This is a genomic window from Pseudomonas sp. CCI1.1, assembly GCF_034348165.1.
Lineage (GTDB): Bacteria > Pseudomonadota > Gammaproteobacteria > Pseudomonadales > Pseudomonadaceae > Aquipseudomonas > Aquipseudomonas paracarnis.
Map to the genome: position 1 here is coordinate 3,855,082 of NZ_CP133780.1, position 15,285 is coordinate 3,870,366.

Below are 15,285 nucleotides of genomic sequence, written 5' to 3' on the forward strand. Positions count from 1 at the left end.
GTTATTGTCGGTGCGGCCAATTCTCGGCGTGATCGCCAGCTAAGATACTAGGCCCATCAACCCATCACGAGGCAACACACATGGCCAAGCAGGCGCTCATCCTAATCGATATCCAGAACGACTACTTCCCCCAGGGCAAGTGGCCGCTCGACGGCGTGGAAGCCGCAGCGGACAAGGCAGCGCAGGTGCTACAGGCGTTTCGACAAGCAGGCGATGCGGTGATTCATGTACGGCATGAGTTCGCTGGCGACGACGCACCGTTCTTCACACCGGGCTCCGAAGGCGCGCACTTGCATGCCAAGGTGCTCAACGAGGGCGAGGAACCGGTGGTGCTCAAACACTTCGTGAATGCGTTTCGCCAAACCAACCTGCGCGAACTGCTGGAACAGCGCAGCATCACCGACGTGGTGGTGGTAGGCAGCATGAGCCATATGTGCATTGACGCCGTGGTACGGGCGGCGGCGGACCTAGGCTACAAGGTTACGGTGATCCATGATGCCTGCGCGACCCGCGACCAGGAATTCAACGGGCAGGTGATTCCGGCGGCGCAGGTGCACGGGGCGTACATGGCCTCCCTGGCCTTTGGCTATGCGGGTGTGGTGTCGGCAGAGGAATATTTGAAGGCCCAAGCAGCGGCCGCGTGACCGCCAATCAGGCCGATCGCTTTAGCGTGTGGCGATGATGAACAGGCGCGGAAAGGGCAACAACACCGTGCCATCGGCCAGGGCGGGATAAGCCTGGGTAATTCGCGCCTGGTATTGCTGCAGGAAGGCGGCTTTTTCATCGTCGGTCAACGGCGCAAGAAAAGGCCGCAATGCCGAAGCCTTGAACCACTCCACCACCGCCGTGTGGTCCGCCAACGGGTGGTGATAGGTGGTGCGCCATACATCCACGGTACTGCAATACTTGCTCAACAGTTCGTAGTAGTAACTGGCGGTGTGCCGCTCATTGTGTTTGACCGCCCCTATCTTCGCCGACCACGGGCCATCGGCCGCAACTTCACGGGCCAGGCGATGGGCGGGCTCGTCAAGGTTGTCCGGGGTTTGCACCGCCAGCGTACCGCCTGGGTTCAGTTGGTGGACCAAGTGCGGGTAGAGCGTGGCGTGGTCGGGCAGCCATTGCAGCGAGGCATTGGCCAGAATCACATCCAAGCGTTGCGCAGGATGCCAGGCGCCGATATCTGCCAGCTCGAAGTTCAACCTGGGCAGGCGCTTGCGGGCGTCTACCAACATGTCATCGGAGCTGTCCATGCCAGTGACGTGCGCTTGGGGGAAACGCTCGGCCAGTACCTCGGTGGAGTTCCCCGGCCCGCACCCCAGGTCGACTGCGGTGCCCACGTCGGCGTTGGGAACTGCCGCAATCAAGTCACGGACAGGGCGAGTGCGCTGCTGTTCGAACATCGTGTACTGCTTGGCGGACCAGGTCATCACAGCCTTCCTTCTTTCTTAGAGGTGGCGACAGCCTAAATCTTGTGAGCCATGAGAACAAATGCTGGGGTTGGTGTGCTGCCTGCAAAAAGGCAGCGCGTGCACCGACGCCTGTTCATCGCCCATAAAAAAACCCCGATGCTTTCGCTATCGGGGGTTTTGTTTGTTCAGGGTCGGTCTTGGACCTTAAAAATCTTAGTTGTACCAAAGAGGTTGGTTGTAAAATTATTTTTTCTAAGAATCAACTGCATACTGATTTTTCAATCACTAGGAATATTAATCGCGTAAAATTTTTAAAAGAAGAACTGAAGTTTTTACAATTCAGTGTCTACGAATCCACGTCCTTGATGGTTGAGCGGAAGGGAATCTTGATTTTTGAACAGATCATGCTGATTCCACGGGGCAGTCTAGAAAACCCGGAGCGATTCAGACACAGAATCCACATACCGCTATGAACCATCCTGTCGCGCTTCGAGACATATTATGAATTTTTGCATAATTGCGCATAAAGCTAGCTTTGTAGAATTTTTAATCAACCACGACCTGCGAACCGACACAAAAAAAATCAAGCCCACCTGCATTCACACTATTTTGACGATTCACGAATGTAGATTGCTAAGTTCAGACTGCCCTATACCGCCACCGGCGTATGCCCGTTGTCAGAACTGACTGCAGCCATCGACTACGTCGTGTTATCCTCCATGGCAAGAATAGCCCCCACGCCTCGGGCAGATCCCAGTATCTGTACTGCGCACCAGGGGGTTAGTTTTTTCTAGCCTTCCACACCCTAGCGTGGGTGCCCAAGCCCTATCAGACCTCACCTCCCAAGCGCTGGTAGCGTCGCTCAAACGCCTCCGAGTCCCCTTCCATCACCTGGCAAACCTCTTGCCGCATGTCTTGTTCCTGTAAAGAACCAGTCTGCTTCACATGACACTGGATGTTGAAATCCAGCACATGGATCAGCTCGGCATCACCATTTACTACGATGTTTGGGTTAAACGGCCAGCCGAAGCATCAACGATCATTGAGTTACCCATGGCCGGGCAATTGATCACGGTTAAATGGCCAACCTCGGATCCTGAAGGCTGCGCGCAATTTATTCGGGCTGTCGCTCAATGATCCGCATTGATGCGAACTGGCTGGCCACAGAACCGATGGACATGCGCTCCGGCACTGAGGCGGCATTAGCCCGGGTGATCGCGGTGTTCGGTGCGGCGAAGCCGCACTGCGCTTATCTGTTCGCCAATCACCGGGCTAACCGGATGAAAGTGCTGGTGCACGACTGCGTGGGAGTTTGGCTAGTGCACCGGCAACGTAGCGTTAGCTACGCGAAAGGCTGCAGTCGGCCAATAGCAGACATCGAGCACCTACAAATTCAGGGCGACTCATACCCTATAAAAGGACAATCAAATCCCCAAGCACATGTATTTGATCTCCAGATACTCATCCAGTCCGTACTTCGATCCTTCACGGCCCAGGCCTGAGGCCTTCATACCACCAAACGGTGCCACCTCGGTGGAGATCACCCCTGTGTTGATGCCGACCATGCCGTACTCAAGCGCCTCGGCCACACGGAACACCCGGCCTAGGTCGCGGGCGTAGAAGTAGGCAGCCAAGCCAAACTCGGTGTCGTTGGCCTGGCGAATTACCTCGGCCTCGTCATTGAAGCGGAACAGCGGAGCCAGCGGGCCAAAGGTTTCCTCGCGCGCCACCAGCATGTCGGCAGTCACCCCGGTGACGATGGTCGGCTCGAAAAAATTACCGCCCAGGCGGTTGCCGCCGGCGACCAGGGTCGCGCCCTTGGCTAGCGCATCAGACAGATGGAGCTCGACCTTGCTCACGGCATCGGCATTGATCAACGGGCCGGTGGTCACACCCTCGTCCATACCGTTGCCAACCTTGAACCGGGCCACCGCCGCCTGCAGTTTTTCGGCGAAGGCATCGTAGACGCTTTCCTGCACGTAGAAGCGGTTGGTGCACACGCAGGTCTGCCCGGCATTCCGGTACTTGGATATGATCGCCCCTTCCACCGCAGCATCTAGATCGGCGTCGTCGAACACGATAAAGGGCGCATTGCCGCCCAGCTCCAGGGAGAGTTTCTTCAGGGTCGGCGCGCACTGCTGCATCAGCTTGATGCCTACGCCGGTGGAGCCGGTGAACGACAGTTTGCGTACGATCGGGTTTTCGCACAGCTCGGCCCCAATGTCACGGGAGCTGGTGACATCCGCAGGCAGCACGCTGAATAAACCGGCGGGAATACCAGCGCGCTCGGCCAGGGTGGCCAGCGCCAGGGCCGAGAACGGTGTCTGCGGTGCCGGCTTGAGGACCATGGCGCAACCCGCCGCCAGAGCCGGGCCGGCCTTGCGGGTGATCATCGCACTCGGGAAGTTCCAGGGTGTGATGGCCGCAGCGACGCCGACCGGCTCCTTCTGCACCAGAATGCGCTTGTCCGGAGCATGGCCCGGAATCATATCGCCATAGGCGCGCTTAGCTTCTTCGGCAAACCACTCGATAAAGGAGGCGGCATAGGCAATCTCGCCACGGGCCTCGGCCAGGGTTTTGCCCTGCTCGGCGGTTATGATCCGTGCCAGGTCTTCCTGGTTGGCCAGGATCAGGTTGAACCACTGGCGCAGGCGATTCGCCCGCTCCTTAGCGGTCAGCGCGCGCCAGGCTGGTTGGGCGGCTTGAGCTGCGTCGATGGCTCTGCGGGTTTCGGCGCGGCCCATATTGGGCACGCTGCCGATCATTTCACCCGTGGCCGGGTTGTATATCTCGCTACGCGCACCGCTGTCCGCTTCGCACCATTGGCCGTTCACATAAGCCTGCTGCTGGAGGAGGCTGGGGTCTTGCAATTGCATGGGTAATCCTCATATCGAAGCAGGAGCACCAGAGACACTGGCACTCCGATAATGCACAGTCAGACGTTGCTTTGCGTCGCCGTCGACTCGCAGCTCTGCGCAGGCGCACTGACCGGCAGTTCGGGTTTGTCGAGATCTTTGCTGAAGACCTTGTCGTTCTCGCCGCGGAAGAAGTTCTTGCCGTAAATCAGCAGACACAGCACCACGCCGACACCGAAGCCCCAGCTCGCGCCCTTGAGCACTAGTACCGCTCCGATGATCCCAGCGATGCCAAGATCGCGATTGCTGCGCGCCTCAAGGATGCCCAAACGCACGCTGACATAGCCCTGGATCAGCAGGGTCAGCGCCAGCGCCACACCGAGGATCGGCTGCACCAAGGTCACCACCGGCAACAGCAACAGGCCAGTATTAGTGCCCCAGCGGAACGAACCGACGCCCCCGTAGATCGACTTCATCGCCTGGGCACCGCCCTTGAAGCGCTCGGTGATCACGACCTGCATCGCCGACCACTGTGGGCCGCACATGGCCAGGTCAGGGCCAAAGATACTCATCAGCGCGTTACGACCGCCGAAGATCAGGTGTGAGCGGCTCGGGTTGAAATCGACCTTCTCGTCGCGGCGGATATGATCAGCCTCACTGAGGATTGCCCTGGCGCCCAGCACATCGCCGAAGACCACTATGTAGGCCGCCAGCACTGTCGGGATTGCCATGAGGAACATCGACAGCGGCGGCATGCCGAGGCCGAACACAGTGTATTCGTTCCACAGGGTGGCGAAGTCTGGCTTGCTGAAACCCCACTCGATGGTCGGCCAGGCCGCTTCACCAGCCAGCGGCGCGACTATCACTGCGAGGATGATGATCGGGAAAATGCCCAGCTTGGCAAAATTCCACCAGAACGCACTGCGCTTCTTCAGCATCTGGAAGTGCTGGGAGAAGATCAGGTAAAAGGCGATGCCTACAGCAATCGAGATGGTCCAAGGGAAGCTGTCGAAACGCCCTCCAACTTTGAATACCGCGCTCACCGCTGCCAGGCCGGCACCGAGGATGATCCCCGCCTTGATCGCCGATGGGACGAAGTCGACGACTTTGCGGGCCATCCCGGTTATGCCAAGGGTTATGGAAAATATCCCGAGCATCATCTGGAAGGCGATCAACGCATGCACGCGTTCCGGCCCTTCGGGGAATTGCTCGCAGTAGGCCATCAGCAGCGGAATCGCCGGGGTGATCCAGCCGGGTACCACCGGGTCGCCGAGCAGGTGATGGGTCAGATAGAGCAAGCCGTTGAGCATCACCACCGCCAGCGCCACTTCGAACGGCATGCCAAGAAACTCGGTCATCAGCGGAATTGCCGCCAGATCCACCGCACACATCAGCAGACCTTGCATGTAGTCCGACATCTCGAACTTGTAATGAATAAACGGCAGTCGGATCTTGAAAGGTCCGAGCGGCGTGTAGGAAGTTTCCTGGCCTAATTCGGAAGGCTGAGACATGTTGAGCACCTATTTATTTTTGAAGTTATGGAGCCTGTAGCACAGCTACCCCACCCGTCCCTCTAGGGGACGGATGTGGTGCATCTTTGCTGGCGGATCAGTAAGCCGCGCGGTAGATCTTTTCGATGTCCTGGGCGTTGAGCCTGCGTGGGTTATTGCGCATCAAGCGCTCTATGCCGCTGGCCTCTTCGGCCATGGCAGGGATAGCGTCCTCCGGCACACCGAAGCCACGCAGGCCGGTGGGAATCTCCACCGCGGCGCATATATCAGCCATGGCCTTGACCGCCTGGTCGGCCGCATCCTTGTCGCTCAGGTCGGCGACCTTGGTACCCATGGCCTCGGCGATATCGCGGAAGCGCTCGACGCAGGCCAGCTTGTTCCACGCCATGACGTATGGCAGTAATAGCGCATTGCTCACCCCGTGGGCGATATTGAAACGACCTCCAAGCGGGTAGGCCAAAGCGTGCACCGCGCCGACGCCAGCATTGCCGAAGGCCATCCCAGCCATCAGGCTGGCTGTGGCCATGTCCTCACGGGCGCACAGGTTGGCTGGGGCGGCATAAGCCTTGGGCAACGCCTTAGCGATCAGCTTGATCGCGCCAATCGCCAGGGCATCGGTAATCGGCGAGGCGTTCGTCGACAGATACGCCTCGATGGCGTGCACCAGCGCATCAATGCCGCTAGCGGCAGTGACACTACGGGGGCAGGTCAGGGTCATCAGCGGGCTGACCAAGGCCACATCAGGCAGCATGTAGTCGCTGACGATGCCCTTTTTCAACTGCGCGGCTTTGTCTGAAAGGATCGCCACGTTGGTCACTTCAGAGCCGGTGCCGGCGGTGGTAGGGATGGCGATCAGAGGCGGCCCCTTGCGCGTTACCAAGTCGACGCCGAAGAGTTCTTCCAGCTTGCCATCGTGATCGGCGTAGGCCGCCACGCTCTTGGCGATGTCGATCGCGCTACCGCCGCCGACACCGATTAGGCCGTCGTGACCACCTGCGCGGTAGACGCGGGTGCAGTCTTCGACAATGGCGATTTCCGGTTCCGGCTGCACTTCACCGAAGATCCCATAACGGCGCTCGCCAAGCTGGCCGATGACGTGTTCGACGGTGCCTGATTTGAGCAGCGCGGCGTCGGTGACGATCAGCGGATTGGTGATATTCAGGCGGGTCAGTTCGCCAGCCAGCTGCTCAACGGCACCTTGGCCAGTGATCAGCTTATTAGCGATTTTGAAAGCAGTGAAACTCATCGGCTATACCTATACGTTGTTATTCTGAACGCGGTCTAACCGATCTATAGCGAATACTGTGCCAGCCCCCTACAACCCCTGAAATAGAGCGGTTCAACGTAAAGCCTCAACCTTCAAACGGGAAAATCTGATTAGCTGATTAATCGGAAACCCGGCAAATGATTGATTTTCTACTCAACGTACTCCCACTTCTTCATCTTCTGCACGATGGTCGCCTGGCTCACGCCCAGTGCCTTGGCCGCCTGACGCGTGGTCTTGTGCTGCACCATGGCGTTACGGATGGCACCGCGCTCGGCGTTTTCGACTATCTTGCGCAGCGGCAGCTGACTTTCATCGGCATTGTCCAGAGCGCCTGTGCGGTACTCTTCCGGCAGATCTAACACCGCCACACTCGGCCCTTCGCACATGACCACCAGACGTTCGACCAGGTTGATCAGTTCTCGGATATTCCCCGGCCAGGCATAGTCGAGCAGCCTATCGAGGGCTTCCAGGCTCCACTGCAGCTCCCGTCCGTAGCGCTGATTGAAGCTCGCCAGGTAGTAGTTCAGCAGCGGCTCCACCTCCTCGCTGCGCTCGCGTAGCGCCGGGATATTGATCGGCACTACGTTTAGACGGTAATACAGGTCGGCACGGAAGCGCCCGTCGGCAACCATCTGCTTCAAGTCATGGTGCGTGGCGGTGATGATCCGCACATCCACCTCTTTGAGTTCCAGCCCGCCGACTGGAATGAAACAGCTCTCCTCAATGACCTTGAGCAGCTTGACCTGCAAGGGCAGCGGCAAGTCGCCAACTTCATCGAGAAACACCGTGCCGCGGTTGGCCAGTTCGAGCAGGCCGCGCTTGCCCTTGGGGCCTGCGCCGGTAAAGGCACCCGGGACGTAGCCGAACAGTTCGGCCTCGATCAGGTTTTCCGGCAACGCGCCGCAGTTGAGCGCGATAAACGGCTCCTTGGCCCGTGCGCTCGCGTTGTGGATGTAGTGTGCCACCAAGGTTTTGCCCACCCCCGTCTCGCCCTGTAGCAGCACCTTGACGTCGCTGCCGGCGACCTGCCGGGCCTGGGCAAAAATTCGCCCGGAGACTTCTTGATCGGCGACCAGCTGAGAATGCAGCAAATTGTCGCGCTGGCCGGCATGCAGCTTGGCGGTGCTGCTGCGCAGTTGTTTGAGCTGTTGCAGCTCGTCGCGTTCGTGCTTGATGTGCAGCAGCTCGGTCATGTCGCGCACCGTGCTGACGACAAAACGGATGCTTTTGTCGGCCTTGAAGATCGGCGTACCTGTGACCAGCAGTTGCTTGCCTTGGCTCAGGCTCTGCATCATGGAGATCGCCTTGCCCTCCTTGAGCACCCGCAGCGAGACCGATTGCGAGATGGCCCCCTCCTTGACCAAATCCTGCATATACCGCCCGAGGAGTTCCTCGCTACGCAGGCCGGTCAGGCGTTCATATGCCCGATTGACCATCAGCGTCATACCGCTGGCATCTGTGATGTATACACCGTCGTGTAGCGCATCAAGTAGTTCTTCGAAACAGGTCTCACTGAAGTCCATTTGTTCCCCGTAAGTAGCGCCTTAAAGAAAAGCGGCGCAGATCTGACTCGACAGACGCCAGCATGTCAAACAGAGACTTAGTATAGCCCGCTGGCCCGAACAAACCGGCAGACAATCCAGTGAGCGCCACCAAGACGAAATGTAATCAGTCACAAGGCTGTGGCACTAGCACTGTGCAGAAGCGTGCTCGCCAATGTCCAAAGCTGGGGCCACTTGCATGATGGGCTACCCCCGCTCCGGTCAGCGATAGACGCTTCGTCATAGATCGCTGTGAGTCAGTCTTCTTGATTCAAGACCCAGATTCATTTCGCACATAGGGGGTTCGGCATTATTGAATAGGCCCAGCTTTCCTAGAGACTTCCAAGTCTAATATCTGAGCAACAGAGCTTGGGACAAAATTGTCCGCTTTTGGCCGATTGTTGCCCGTCGCGGATGGCTGCAAACGACCCACAGCTGCCGGTGGCGGTAGTCAAAAACGGCCCAAAGTAGCCAGTCGTGACGGTCTTCAACCCTTTGGTCTCCGCGTTAAGCACGCTGTTAGCGGTGAGGGTCGCTAACGGTCGCAAAGAACTCTCGAGTCTTAGGAGGCATCCCACCAATCGCTTCTAGCATGTTCATTAGTTGATAGGCTTTGTCAGCGTAATATACAAGAACAGGCGCAAAGCCTTTTGCCTTGTATCTTGAGTAGTGTTCCAAGAACTCTCGCAGTTTGTTCACGAGGTATTTGATTTCACGGACAGGGGCCTCCACAACCGAACCAGGAGAGTTCGCATAGTGCAGGAAGTGGGTGAAAGCGGGAGAGCTCCCTCCTTGCATCACAATGCGGTCAGCCTCCGCAACCATCTGAGAGATAGTGACTGCTTGAGGCGCATTCGGAGGGGATATGACCTCCAACAGCAGAGCGGAGAGTCGCTGGTCGATGTCCCGAATCACGTGCAGGAACTCCTCTCCTAGCCTCTCGGAGCTGAATGTCTCTAGTTCCTCCCGTGCAATCTCGATTTGTGCCGCCAGTTGCTTTGAGGCGGCGCGATATTCCCGTTGCTGCAAGCTTATCGACCAAAGAGCAGACAAGAACGCAGCAAGGGCGAACAACGGATTCAAGACCCCTCCGACGTAGTCTCCAAACTGCCCCCAGATCGCGGGATCAGAAGAGCGAGTTGTCCCGAATGCAAGGATGTAGATGATGCAAACTATACCGATCGCGGAAAGGGCGGCGATTGCGGCGACAGCGAGAGCTCGTAGGTTCATGTAGATGTCGCTTGACGTGAGTGGCCCGCAACTTTAACTCACCGCAGGTTGGAGCGGTGAATCCACCCGGATTTGCTAGATACTTCCGAATGACTCCACAGCCGTTTTCTGCCTGTCGCGACGGGCGAAAAACGACCCAGTGCTGACGTTCAGATCAACGCTCCAAAGCCGTCCTTCAAGATGGTGGCAGGCACAAGCTATCGTGTTTGTGGTGCGCTAGCCAACCGAGTTGAACGGATGGTAGTACAACAACTGGCGCGCTGATTTTATGACTGAATTTGGTAAGGTGTTCTCACACAGCTCACATGGTTAGGAGCTAGGCTGCAAGCCCATCCCGGGGCTCTTGAATCACCAATTTAGACCCCAAGCGCTAGATATGGCCTGCGGGTTGGTGCGGTCTACATTAAGTTATGTGCAAGAGGAGCAGCATGGAAGACATTACCTTTGAGATTCTTCAATCAAAAAAAACGGGACTGAACAGCCCAGAAAGCTACATTGTTGTCAGAGAACAGACTGGCTTTCTAAGAATCCTTGGGGATGATCCTCAGTGGGAACTTATGACTGCCACTGCGAGCGAAGATCATGGGCGCATCAAGGTATGCCCCAACCAGCTCCGCTTGATTGAATCTGCTTTACGACTAGGAGCCGAGTTTGAGACATCCCCATCGGTACAAAGGGACTGGGCAGGAAGAGAATACGTAAAAATATGCGTCATTACTCAGCACAAGAATCAAAAAGACAAAGAATTCAACAGCGAGCTTTCCGGTGCGTTCAGTAGATTTTTTGAGATCTATGATTCATACACAGACGTAAGATATCGCGCCAGAGACGAAATGATTGAACTCTACAATGATCTTTCAACTGGCGATCTGGGTGGCGAAGTTTATCTCAGTGATGGCGTTTGGCTTGGCAGCGACGGCTCACTGTTTGACCGAGGCTGATAGCACACGACAACTCATTCAAGCCGACGCCGCTTCGTGGCGCGGCTCAATTCAGGCGTTGGGCCTACTCATCACCAAGGAAGAAGGTTCAGTGAGTTCTGACGTTGAGGATCGCTTCTACCTGCCGACACCGGCTGCTCCTGGCCGTTTTCTGTCTTCCACGAACAGCGGCTTCGGGTCGAATAGCGACCACGACGCACGGTGACTGAACCACCCTTGTCTTCCCTCAGCCTGAAGGACAAGCCATGAACTCAATTGCTAGATATTGCCATCAGCCTTGGAACAAGGGAAAGCTCGTTGGGCAAAAGGCGCCGATCCGAGTCAGAGATATTGGTGCCATCCGCGTAAGACTTCAGCTTGCTGAGAAGACGCGGGATCTGGCCCTCTTCAACTTGGCTATCGACAGCAAACTGCGTGCCTGCTGGGACATACGAAGCTTGAAAGCATCGTCAGATACTTGAGCATCAAGGTCGATGAAGCTCTGGAAATGGCAGAGCAGACAGAAGTCTGACCACTCCCTGCAACGGTCTATGCCAGACCGTCGCTCTCCGACCCATAGCCGACGGTTGCGACACACAGAAATCGTCCAAGCAAGCAGCTGTAGCCACAGCATTAGCTGAAACCGCGAAGCAATAGCAAAAAAAAGCGAATGTCAATATGAGGCGCGTTCGTCAAATTTGAAGGGGTGACGCTTCCTGGCCGCACGTGCGATTGTTGCCCTGCGCTTCATCGTTGCTCAAAAAATGGCAGCGCGAGGAAAAGAAATGTTTTCTTTAAGGGCTGAAATCAGCCGTAAAGACAACGTTTCTTTCCTTACAGCTAGTGAGCGTTTTGTCTAATGCGTTCGGGTAATTCGGTGTCGCGAGCATGTTCCGTTAGGAAAGCATGAGTCTGTGCGACGGACCTGCTCCGTTCAAATGGCATCGTCATTTAATCCTCCACGTGTCAGATCGGCGCCCCTCGCGAGCGACCAGTTTCGGTGGCCAACTGTCCCAGGTGCAGACCAAGCCAACGATTACGTACGTCGAGCAGAAATAGCTCCCAACCCGTGCTCATAGTCACTCCTTCAGCATAGCCTGCTGAATTTATACCGACCAAAACTGGTGTGTTGACGAAGTTATCCAATGCGTGCGGGGTAAGTTGATGTCTTAATTGGCACACCGCGCTTGCCCACGGCCTCTGCAAAGCGTCCTACCGCCGTCAAACTGGCCCAGGTGCGCAGCGCCTCACGGCGCGAGCGCACAGGCAGCCAGCGACTGCCGGCGCCGCCTAGGCGGATGGCCAGGCCCCATTTATCACCGTGCCGGCTGACCAGGGCCTCACGCACCGCGCCGCCCTCGAGCATGGCCTGCAGCGTGTCTTCGTGAATCCCTTGGCGTGTGCTCAAGCCAACCTCCTAATGCGTTCAGTGAATTCGGAGACTTGCTTCGGTGATAGGCATTCGAGCGTCGCAAAGTGTTCCAGGTGCTGGATCAACGCCTCGTGGCTGCCCGCTTGCCTGGTGACGATACGCCGACACGTCTTCTCCAGGATGAGCCGAGCCAGTTCCGGGTTGTCGACTTTCGAGGCGTCGAAGGCGAGCGCGACAGCGGTGGCCAGCTCTCCCAGATCGGGGTGGTTATGTTGCAGGGCACGCAAGGCGTTCATTTGTCGTGCGGTAATGGGGAGCGACATGAGCTTCTCCTAGGGGTCAATACGCCGAAAGCCAAGAGTGCTAGGAACGGTAGACCAGACCCCGGGGTTCTGGCATCCACCAGGCGCAAAAAAGCCCACCGGAGTGGGCTTTTTGGAAGGGCGATTGAACGAAAACGCCGTTATGCGCAGTCTCGGCCCAGCCTTGGCCCGTCTGATATGCGACCTTTTCCGCGGTAGTCAGGGCCTTGGTACTCAGCACAGCGCTGGTCACCTCACTGCCGACCGACTTGCCACGAGCGGGACAATCTATGTTTTCTCGTTCCTTGCCGCCCGGGAACGTGCCACTCAGGTAGACAACGTGGAACAGTTCAGCACAGTCGGGACCGGTGTAAACACTCATTGAGCTGACTTCTTGTGATGGTGACTCAGTGTAATCACTAGCAGCGCCGAATAGCTTAGGGATTCTTTCGGTTCTTTATGCGTCGCGCCCCTCAGCTATACCCCGCACGTACATAGGCAACTGCGTTGCGTCGTTAAGGTTTGTCAGTCCAGTAAAGCAGGAGATCTTCTTAGCAACGTTCTTCGGCTAGATGTGTTGACGACGTTCGACTCCGCATCACGAGGTTTTTATGGCCCAACCCACAGACCCGCAGCCATGGTTTACGCTTTGCCGAGCATTTCGTTGGACAGGAATTGATCCCATGACTTACGACTATCAGGGACTGGCTACCGTCACCGTCATGGCGCTATATGCGCGCCAGCCGCCCACGGAGTTCATTACCCTTGAGCTGCCGGTGGTGTTGAGCAACGCCGGCCGCGGCCGTGTGCGTATGGAGTTTTTCCGCTATTTGCATGGCCCTGAAAAATCCAATGCTTTGTGCATTGAACGGCCCGATGGGGTGATATTGCACGGCCCGATCACCGACGGGCGCAACGAACCGTTAGGTGGCTGGCTGGAGTTTTACGTCGAGCAGCATTTGGGCTTGTCCCCGCCGCCCCCTTTGAATGGTTGGAAATGGGAATGAGCCGCGTGGGCCCGCCTTATGATATCGAGAACACCCCTGAGCAGCTTCAAGCGCGTATTGCCGCCCCACCCCAGGCGGTGACTACAACAAAACACTTAACGAGACACGCTTACAGCGCTCTAGCGGCAGGCGTTCTCCTGGTGATATTCAATCCATCCGATTTTCGCTGCGCATCGTGGCCAGCTTAGCCAGGAGTCGCGCCTTGGCCTCATCCAGCACCACTGGATTGGTTTTGCTCGAGAGTTTTTCCCGAGGCTTACTGCCGAGGAAATAACTGATGCGTTCAGCATTGGCGCCCGAAGGATGCGGCAGTCCATCCAGCAGCTGTTCTGGTTTCAGCAGGCCTTGGGTTTGCAGGTGCTGGAAGACCTCCGTGACCTTGGGCCCGAGTGGGACATAGAGGCACTGCGGGCCGAGTGTCTTGATCTCTTCCGCCAGGTGGGTTTCCACCTGGTGTCGCAGGCTGGCACGACTGAGCATCGCCGGACTGCCGCTGTAGTTCTGGCCATCCACAAACACGGGGTAACGCAGTGCCGAGGTGTAATGCACCAAATGCCGGTGGGTGTCGAACAGGCGCGCACAGCTCTCGATGTCCAGCAGCGTATGAACACCGACGTGATCGAGCATGTTGATCAGGTTGCGGCGCATCGCGCCGGCAAAACTGGCCGTTTCCTTCGCGGCTTGTTTGGCGTGCTCGAGGGAAGCGCCTTGGCGCAGCTGGCTGCGGGCTTCGTCCAGGGCGCGGCTGGCCTGCTGCAACCCCGGCGTAATGCCACACAGGACGATTCGAGCCCCCGCATTGACGTGGTCGAAGGGCGCATAGAAGGTCTGCAAGCCGCCTTCCGATGAGAGCAACAGCTCGGCGGGCAGAGCGTTGGCAAAGTTGTGGGTGGAGGCGGAAAGCAGGCGGCTGAACTGTTCGAGGCTCATGGTGATGTCCTTTGGTGATAGGCAATTGTTGGGTTAGCGAGCGTTAATCCGCACGGGTAGCAATGAAGCCCCGGCGACCTTTCAACCAGCGCAACGCCTCTTCGGAGTCGACCACCGTCTGGCTTTGTTCCTTGCGCGTTTGCAATCGATCCGCCGCTGCGGGCTGGGCCGCATTGCGCACCGCTCGTTCCGACATTTGCCCTAACAGGGCGATCTCCTTGAGCGTGAGATAGCCCGGGACTGGCTGACTAAAAAACTGCGGTACCGAATCCGAATCTTCGTCAAATCCGTCGACGGTAGAGAAATCCAGCAGAGCCCGTATCTGTGCATGGAACAGAAGCTGCTCAAGCTTTGCCGGTACGCCAATCGGGCGTCCTCTGACGGTGAGCGAAAACTCTTCAATTCCAGGCCGGGCAGACTGCACCAGGATAGCCAGGCAGACCCAGTCATCATTCATCTGCTCTTGCTCTTGGGCATCTTTAGCAAGCCTGAAACGTCCATTGATTGCGTAGTTGTAGCAATCGTTGGCAATTGAACGAATTCGACTTTCGCCCTGAAAAATCCGATCCAGTTGGTCGACCTGGTCTTCATTAAAATCGCTGTGGAATGCTGTCAGTGAAGCGGCCAGCCAGCCCAGATAGGCGTCGTGCGCTTCCTCCAAGATCTCGTCCAGGCCAAGTTTTTTCTCGGGGGAGATAAAGTTTTTCTCAAATCGGTCACGCCAGGAGGTGTTCATCGGTGCTGCTCTCGGTCAGTCGGTATGGGGCACAGACTACCGAGCAAATATGACATCGTCAATGATTAATTTATGATATCTGCTTTGATTTTTTATTTGGCCGACGGAAACATCTGCACCGGCCAGGCGCAGTGCCTCTGGGGAGTATCGCTATGTGATAATTTCCTTTATCACACATAGGATAAGAAAGATTCACTGCGATGGC

The 15,285-nt window shown here is 57.0% G+C and carries 16 protein-coding genes and 2 pseudogenes; 6 read left to right on the forward strand and 12 right to left on the reverse strand.

The window, feature by feature from the left end; translation table 11 throughout:
* Positions 1 to 80 precede the first annotated feature (80 nt).
* Entirely contained in the window at positions 81 to 644 is a 564-nt protein-coding gene (locus RHM69_RS17400) for a cysteine hydrolase family protein (protein WP_014720147.1), read from the forward strand.
* Positions 645 to 665: 21 nt separating this feature from the next.
* Here RHM69_RS17400 and tam read toward each other — a convergent pair whose 3' ends face one another.
* Both tam and RHM69_RS31125 read right to left on the reverse strand, forming a co-directional pair.
* Positions 666 to 1,427 carry a trans-aconitate 2-methyltransferase gene (tam, locus tag RHM69_RS17405; protein WP_200599822.1) on the reverse strand — a complete coding sequence of 254 codons (762 nt, stop codon included), beginning with the start codon at positions 1,425 to 1,427 and terminating at the stop codon, positions 666 to 668.
* Between the two features lie 810 nt (positions 1,428 to 2,237).
* Positions 2,238 to 2,423, reverse strand: a pseudogene (locus RHM69_RS31125) (hypothetical protein); the annotation flags it as partial.
* Between RHM69_RS31125 and RHM69_RS17410 the strand changes: the two are divergent.
* Entirely contained in the window at positions 2,355 to 2,546 is a 192-nt protein-coding gene (locus RHM69_RS17410) for a hypothetical protein (RefSeq protein ID WP_200599823.1), read from the forward strand. The pseudogene RHM69_RS31125 and the gene RHM69_RS17410 overlap by 69 nt on opposite strands.
* Complete coding sequence (gene tnpB / locus RHM69_RS17415) at positions 2,543 to 2,911, forward strand: IS66 family insertion sequence element accessory protein TnpB (RefSeq protein ID WP_267911859.1); 369 nt, start codon at positions 2,543 to 2,545, stop codon at positions 2,909 to 2,911. Before RHM69_RS17410 ends, tnpB begins: the two co-directional genes overlap by 4 nt.
* Here tnpB and gabD read toward each other — a convergent pair.
* The 5 genes from gabD to RHM69_RS17440 all read right to left on the reverse strand — a co-directional run bounded on the left by gabD (position 2,834) and on the right by RHM69_RS17440 (position 9,666).
* The gene (gabD, locus tag RHM69_RS17420; protein ID WP_200599824.1) at positions 2,834 to 4,285 is read right to left on the reverse strand and encodes an NADP-dependent succinate-semialdehyde dehydrogenase; all 1,452 of its coding nucleotides are present in this window, start codon (positions 4,283 to 4,285) and stop codon (positions 2,834 to 2,836) included. The two genes, tnpB and gabD, sit on opposite strands and share 78 nt — an antisense overlap.
* A gap of 59 nt (positions 4,286 to 4,344) precedes the next feature.
* Complete coding sequence (locus tag RHM69_RS17425) at positions 4,345 to 5,775, reverse strand: hypothetical protein (protein WP_200599825.1); 1,431 nt, start codon at positions 5,773 to 5,775, stop codon at positions 4,345 to 4,347.
* Positions 5,776 to 5,872: 97 nt separating this feature from the next.
* On the reverse strand, positions 5,873 to 7,021 hold the full coding sequence (locus RHM69_RS17430; RefSeq protein WP_200599826.1) for an iron-containing alcohol dehydrogenase: 1,149 nt from the start codon (positions 7,019 to 7,021) through the stop codon (positions 5,873 to 5,875).
* Positions 7,022 to 7,191: 170 nt separating this feature from the next.
* Entirely contained in the window at positions 7,192 to 8,565 is a 1,374-nt protein-coding gene (locus RHM69_RS17435) for a sigma-54 interaction domain-containing protein (protein ID WP_200599828.1), read from the reverse strand.
* Positions 8,566 to 9,102: 537 nt separating this feature from the next.
* Positions 9,103 to 9,666 carry a hypothetical protein gene (locus tag RHM69_RS17440; RefSeq protein WP_234452056.1) on the reverse strand — a complete coding sequence of 188 codons (564 nt, stop codon included), beginning with the start codon at positions 9,664 to 9,666 and terminating at the stop codon, positions 9,103 to 9,105.
* Positions 9,667 to 10,241: 575 nt separating this feature from the next.
* On the opposite strand from RHM69_RS17440, the gene RHM69_RS17445 reads away from it, so the two are divergent.
* Positions 10,242 to 10,754: a hypothetical protein gene (locus RHM69_RS17445; protein WP_200645932.1), complete on the forward strand. Its 513-nt coding sequence runs from the start codon at positions 10,242 to 10,244 to the stop codon at positions 10,752 to 10,754.
* 245 nt (positions 10,755 to 10,999) lie between these two features.
* A pseudogene (locus RHM69_RS17450) lies at positions 11,000 to 11,197 on the forward strand (integrase); the annotation flags it as partial.
* Positions 11,198 to 11,573: 376 nt separating this feature from the next.
* Here RHM69_RS17450 and RHM69_RS17455 read toward each other — a convergent pair.
* The 3 genes from RHM69_RS17455 to RHM69_RS17465 all read right to left on the reverse strand — a co-directional run bounded on the left by RHM69_RS17455 (position 11,574) and on the right by RHM69_RS17465 (position 12,428).
* Complete coding sequence (locus RHM69_RS17455) at positions 11,574 to 11,684, reverse strand: BPSL0761 family protein (protein WP_318533488.1); 111 nt, start codon at positions 11,682 to 11,684, stop codon at positions 11,574 to 11,576.
* 187 nt (positions 11,685 to 11,871) lie between these two features.
* A complete protein-coding gene (locus RHM69_RS17460) occupies positions 11,872 to 12,141 on the reverse strand; it encodes a hypothetical protein (RefSeq protein ID WP_200600455.1) in 270 nt (89 codons plus the stop codon).
* The gene (locus tag RHM69_RS17465; RefSeq protein ID WP_200600457.1) at positions 12,138 to 12,428 is read right to left on the reverse strand and encodes a hypothetical protein; all 291 of its coding nucleotides are present in this window, start codon (positions 12,426 to 12,428) and stop codon (positions 12,138 to 12,140) included. Before RHM69_RS17465 ends, RHM69_RS17460 begins: the two co-directional genes overlap by 4 nt.
* A 662-nt stretch (positions 12,429 to 13,090) precedes the next feature.
* On the opposite strand from RHM69_RS17465, the gene RHM69_RS17470 reads away from it, so the two are divergent.
* A complete protein-coding gene (locus RHM69_RS17470; RefSeq protein WP_200600459.1) occupies positions 13,091 to 13,414 on the forward strand; it encodes a hypothetical protein in 324 nt (107 codons plus the stop codon).
* A 147-nt stretch (positions 13,415 to 13,561) separates the two neighbouring features.
* Here RHM69_RS17470 and RHM69_RS17475 read toward each other — a convergent pair whose 3' ends face one another.
* Complete coding sequence (locus RHM69_RS17475) at positions 13,562 to 14,344, reverse strand: hypothetical protein (protein WP_200600461.1); 783 nt, start codon at positions 14,342 to 14,344, stop codon at positions 13,562 to 13,564.
* A gap of 43 nt (positions 14,345 to 14,387) precedes the next feature.
* Complete coding sequence (locus RHM69_RS17480; protein ID WP_200600463.1) at positions 14,388 to 15,080, reverse strand: hypothetical protein; 693 nt, start codon at positions 15,078 to 15,080, stop codon at positions 14,388 to 14,390.
* Positions 15,081 to 15,285 lie beyond the last annotated feature (205 nt).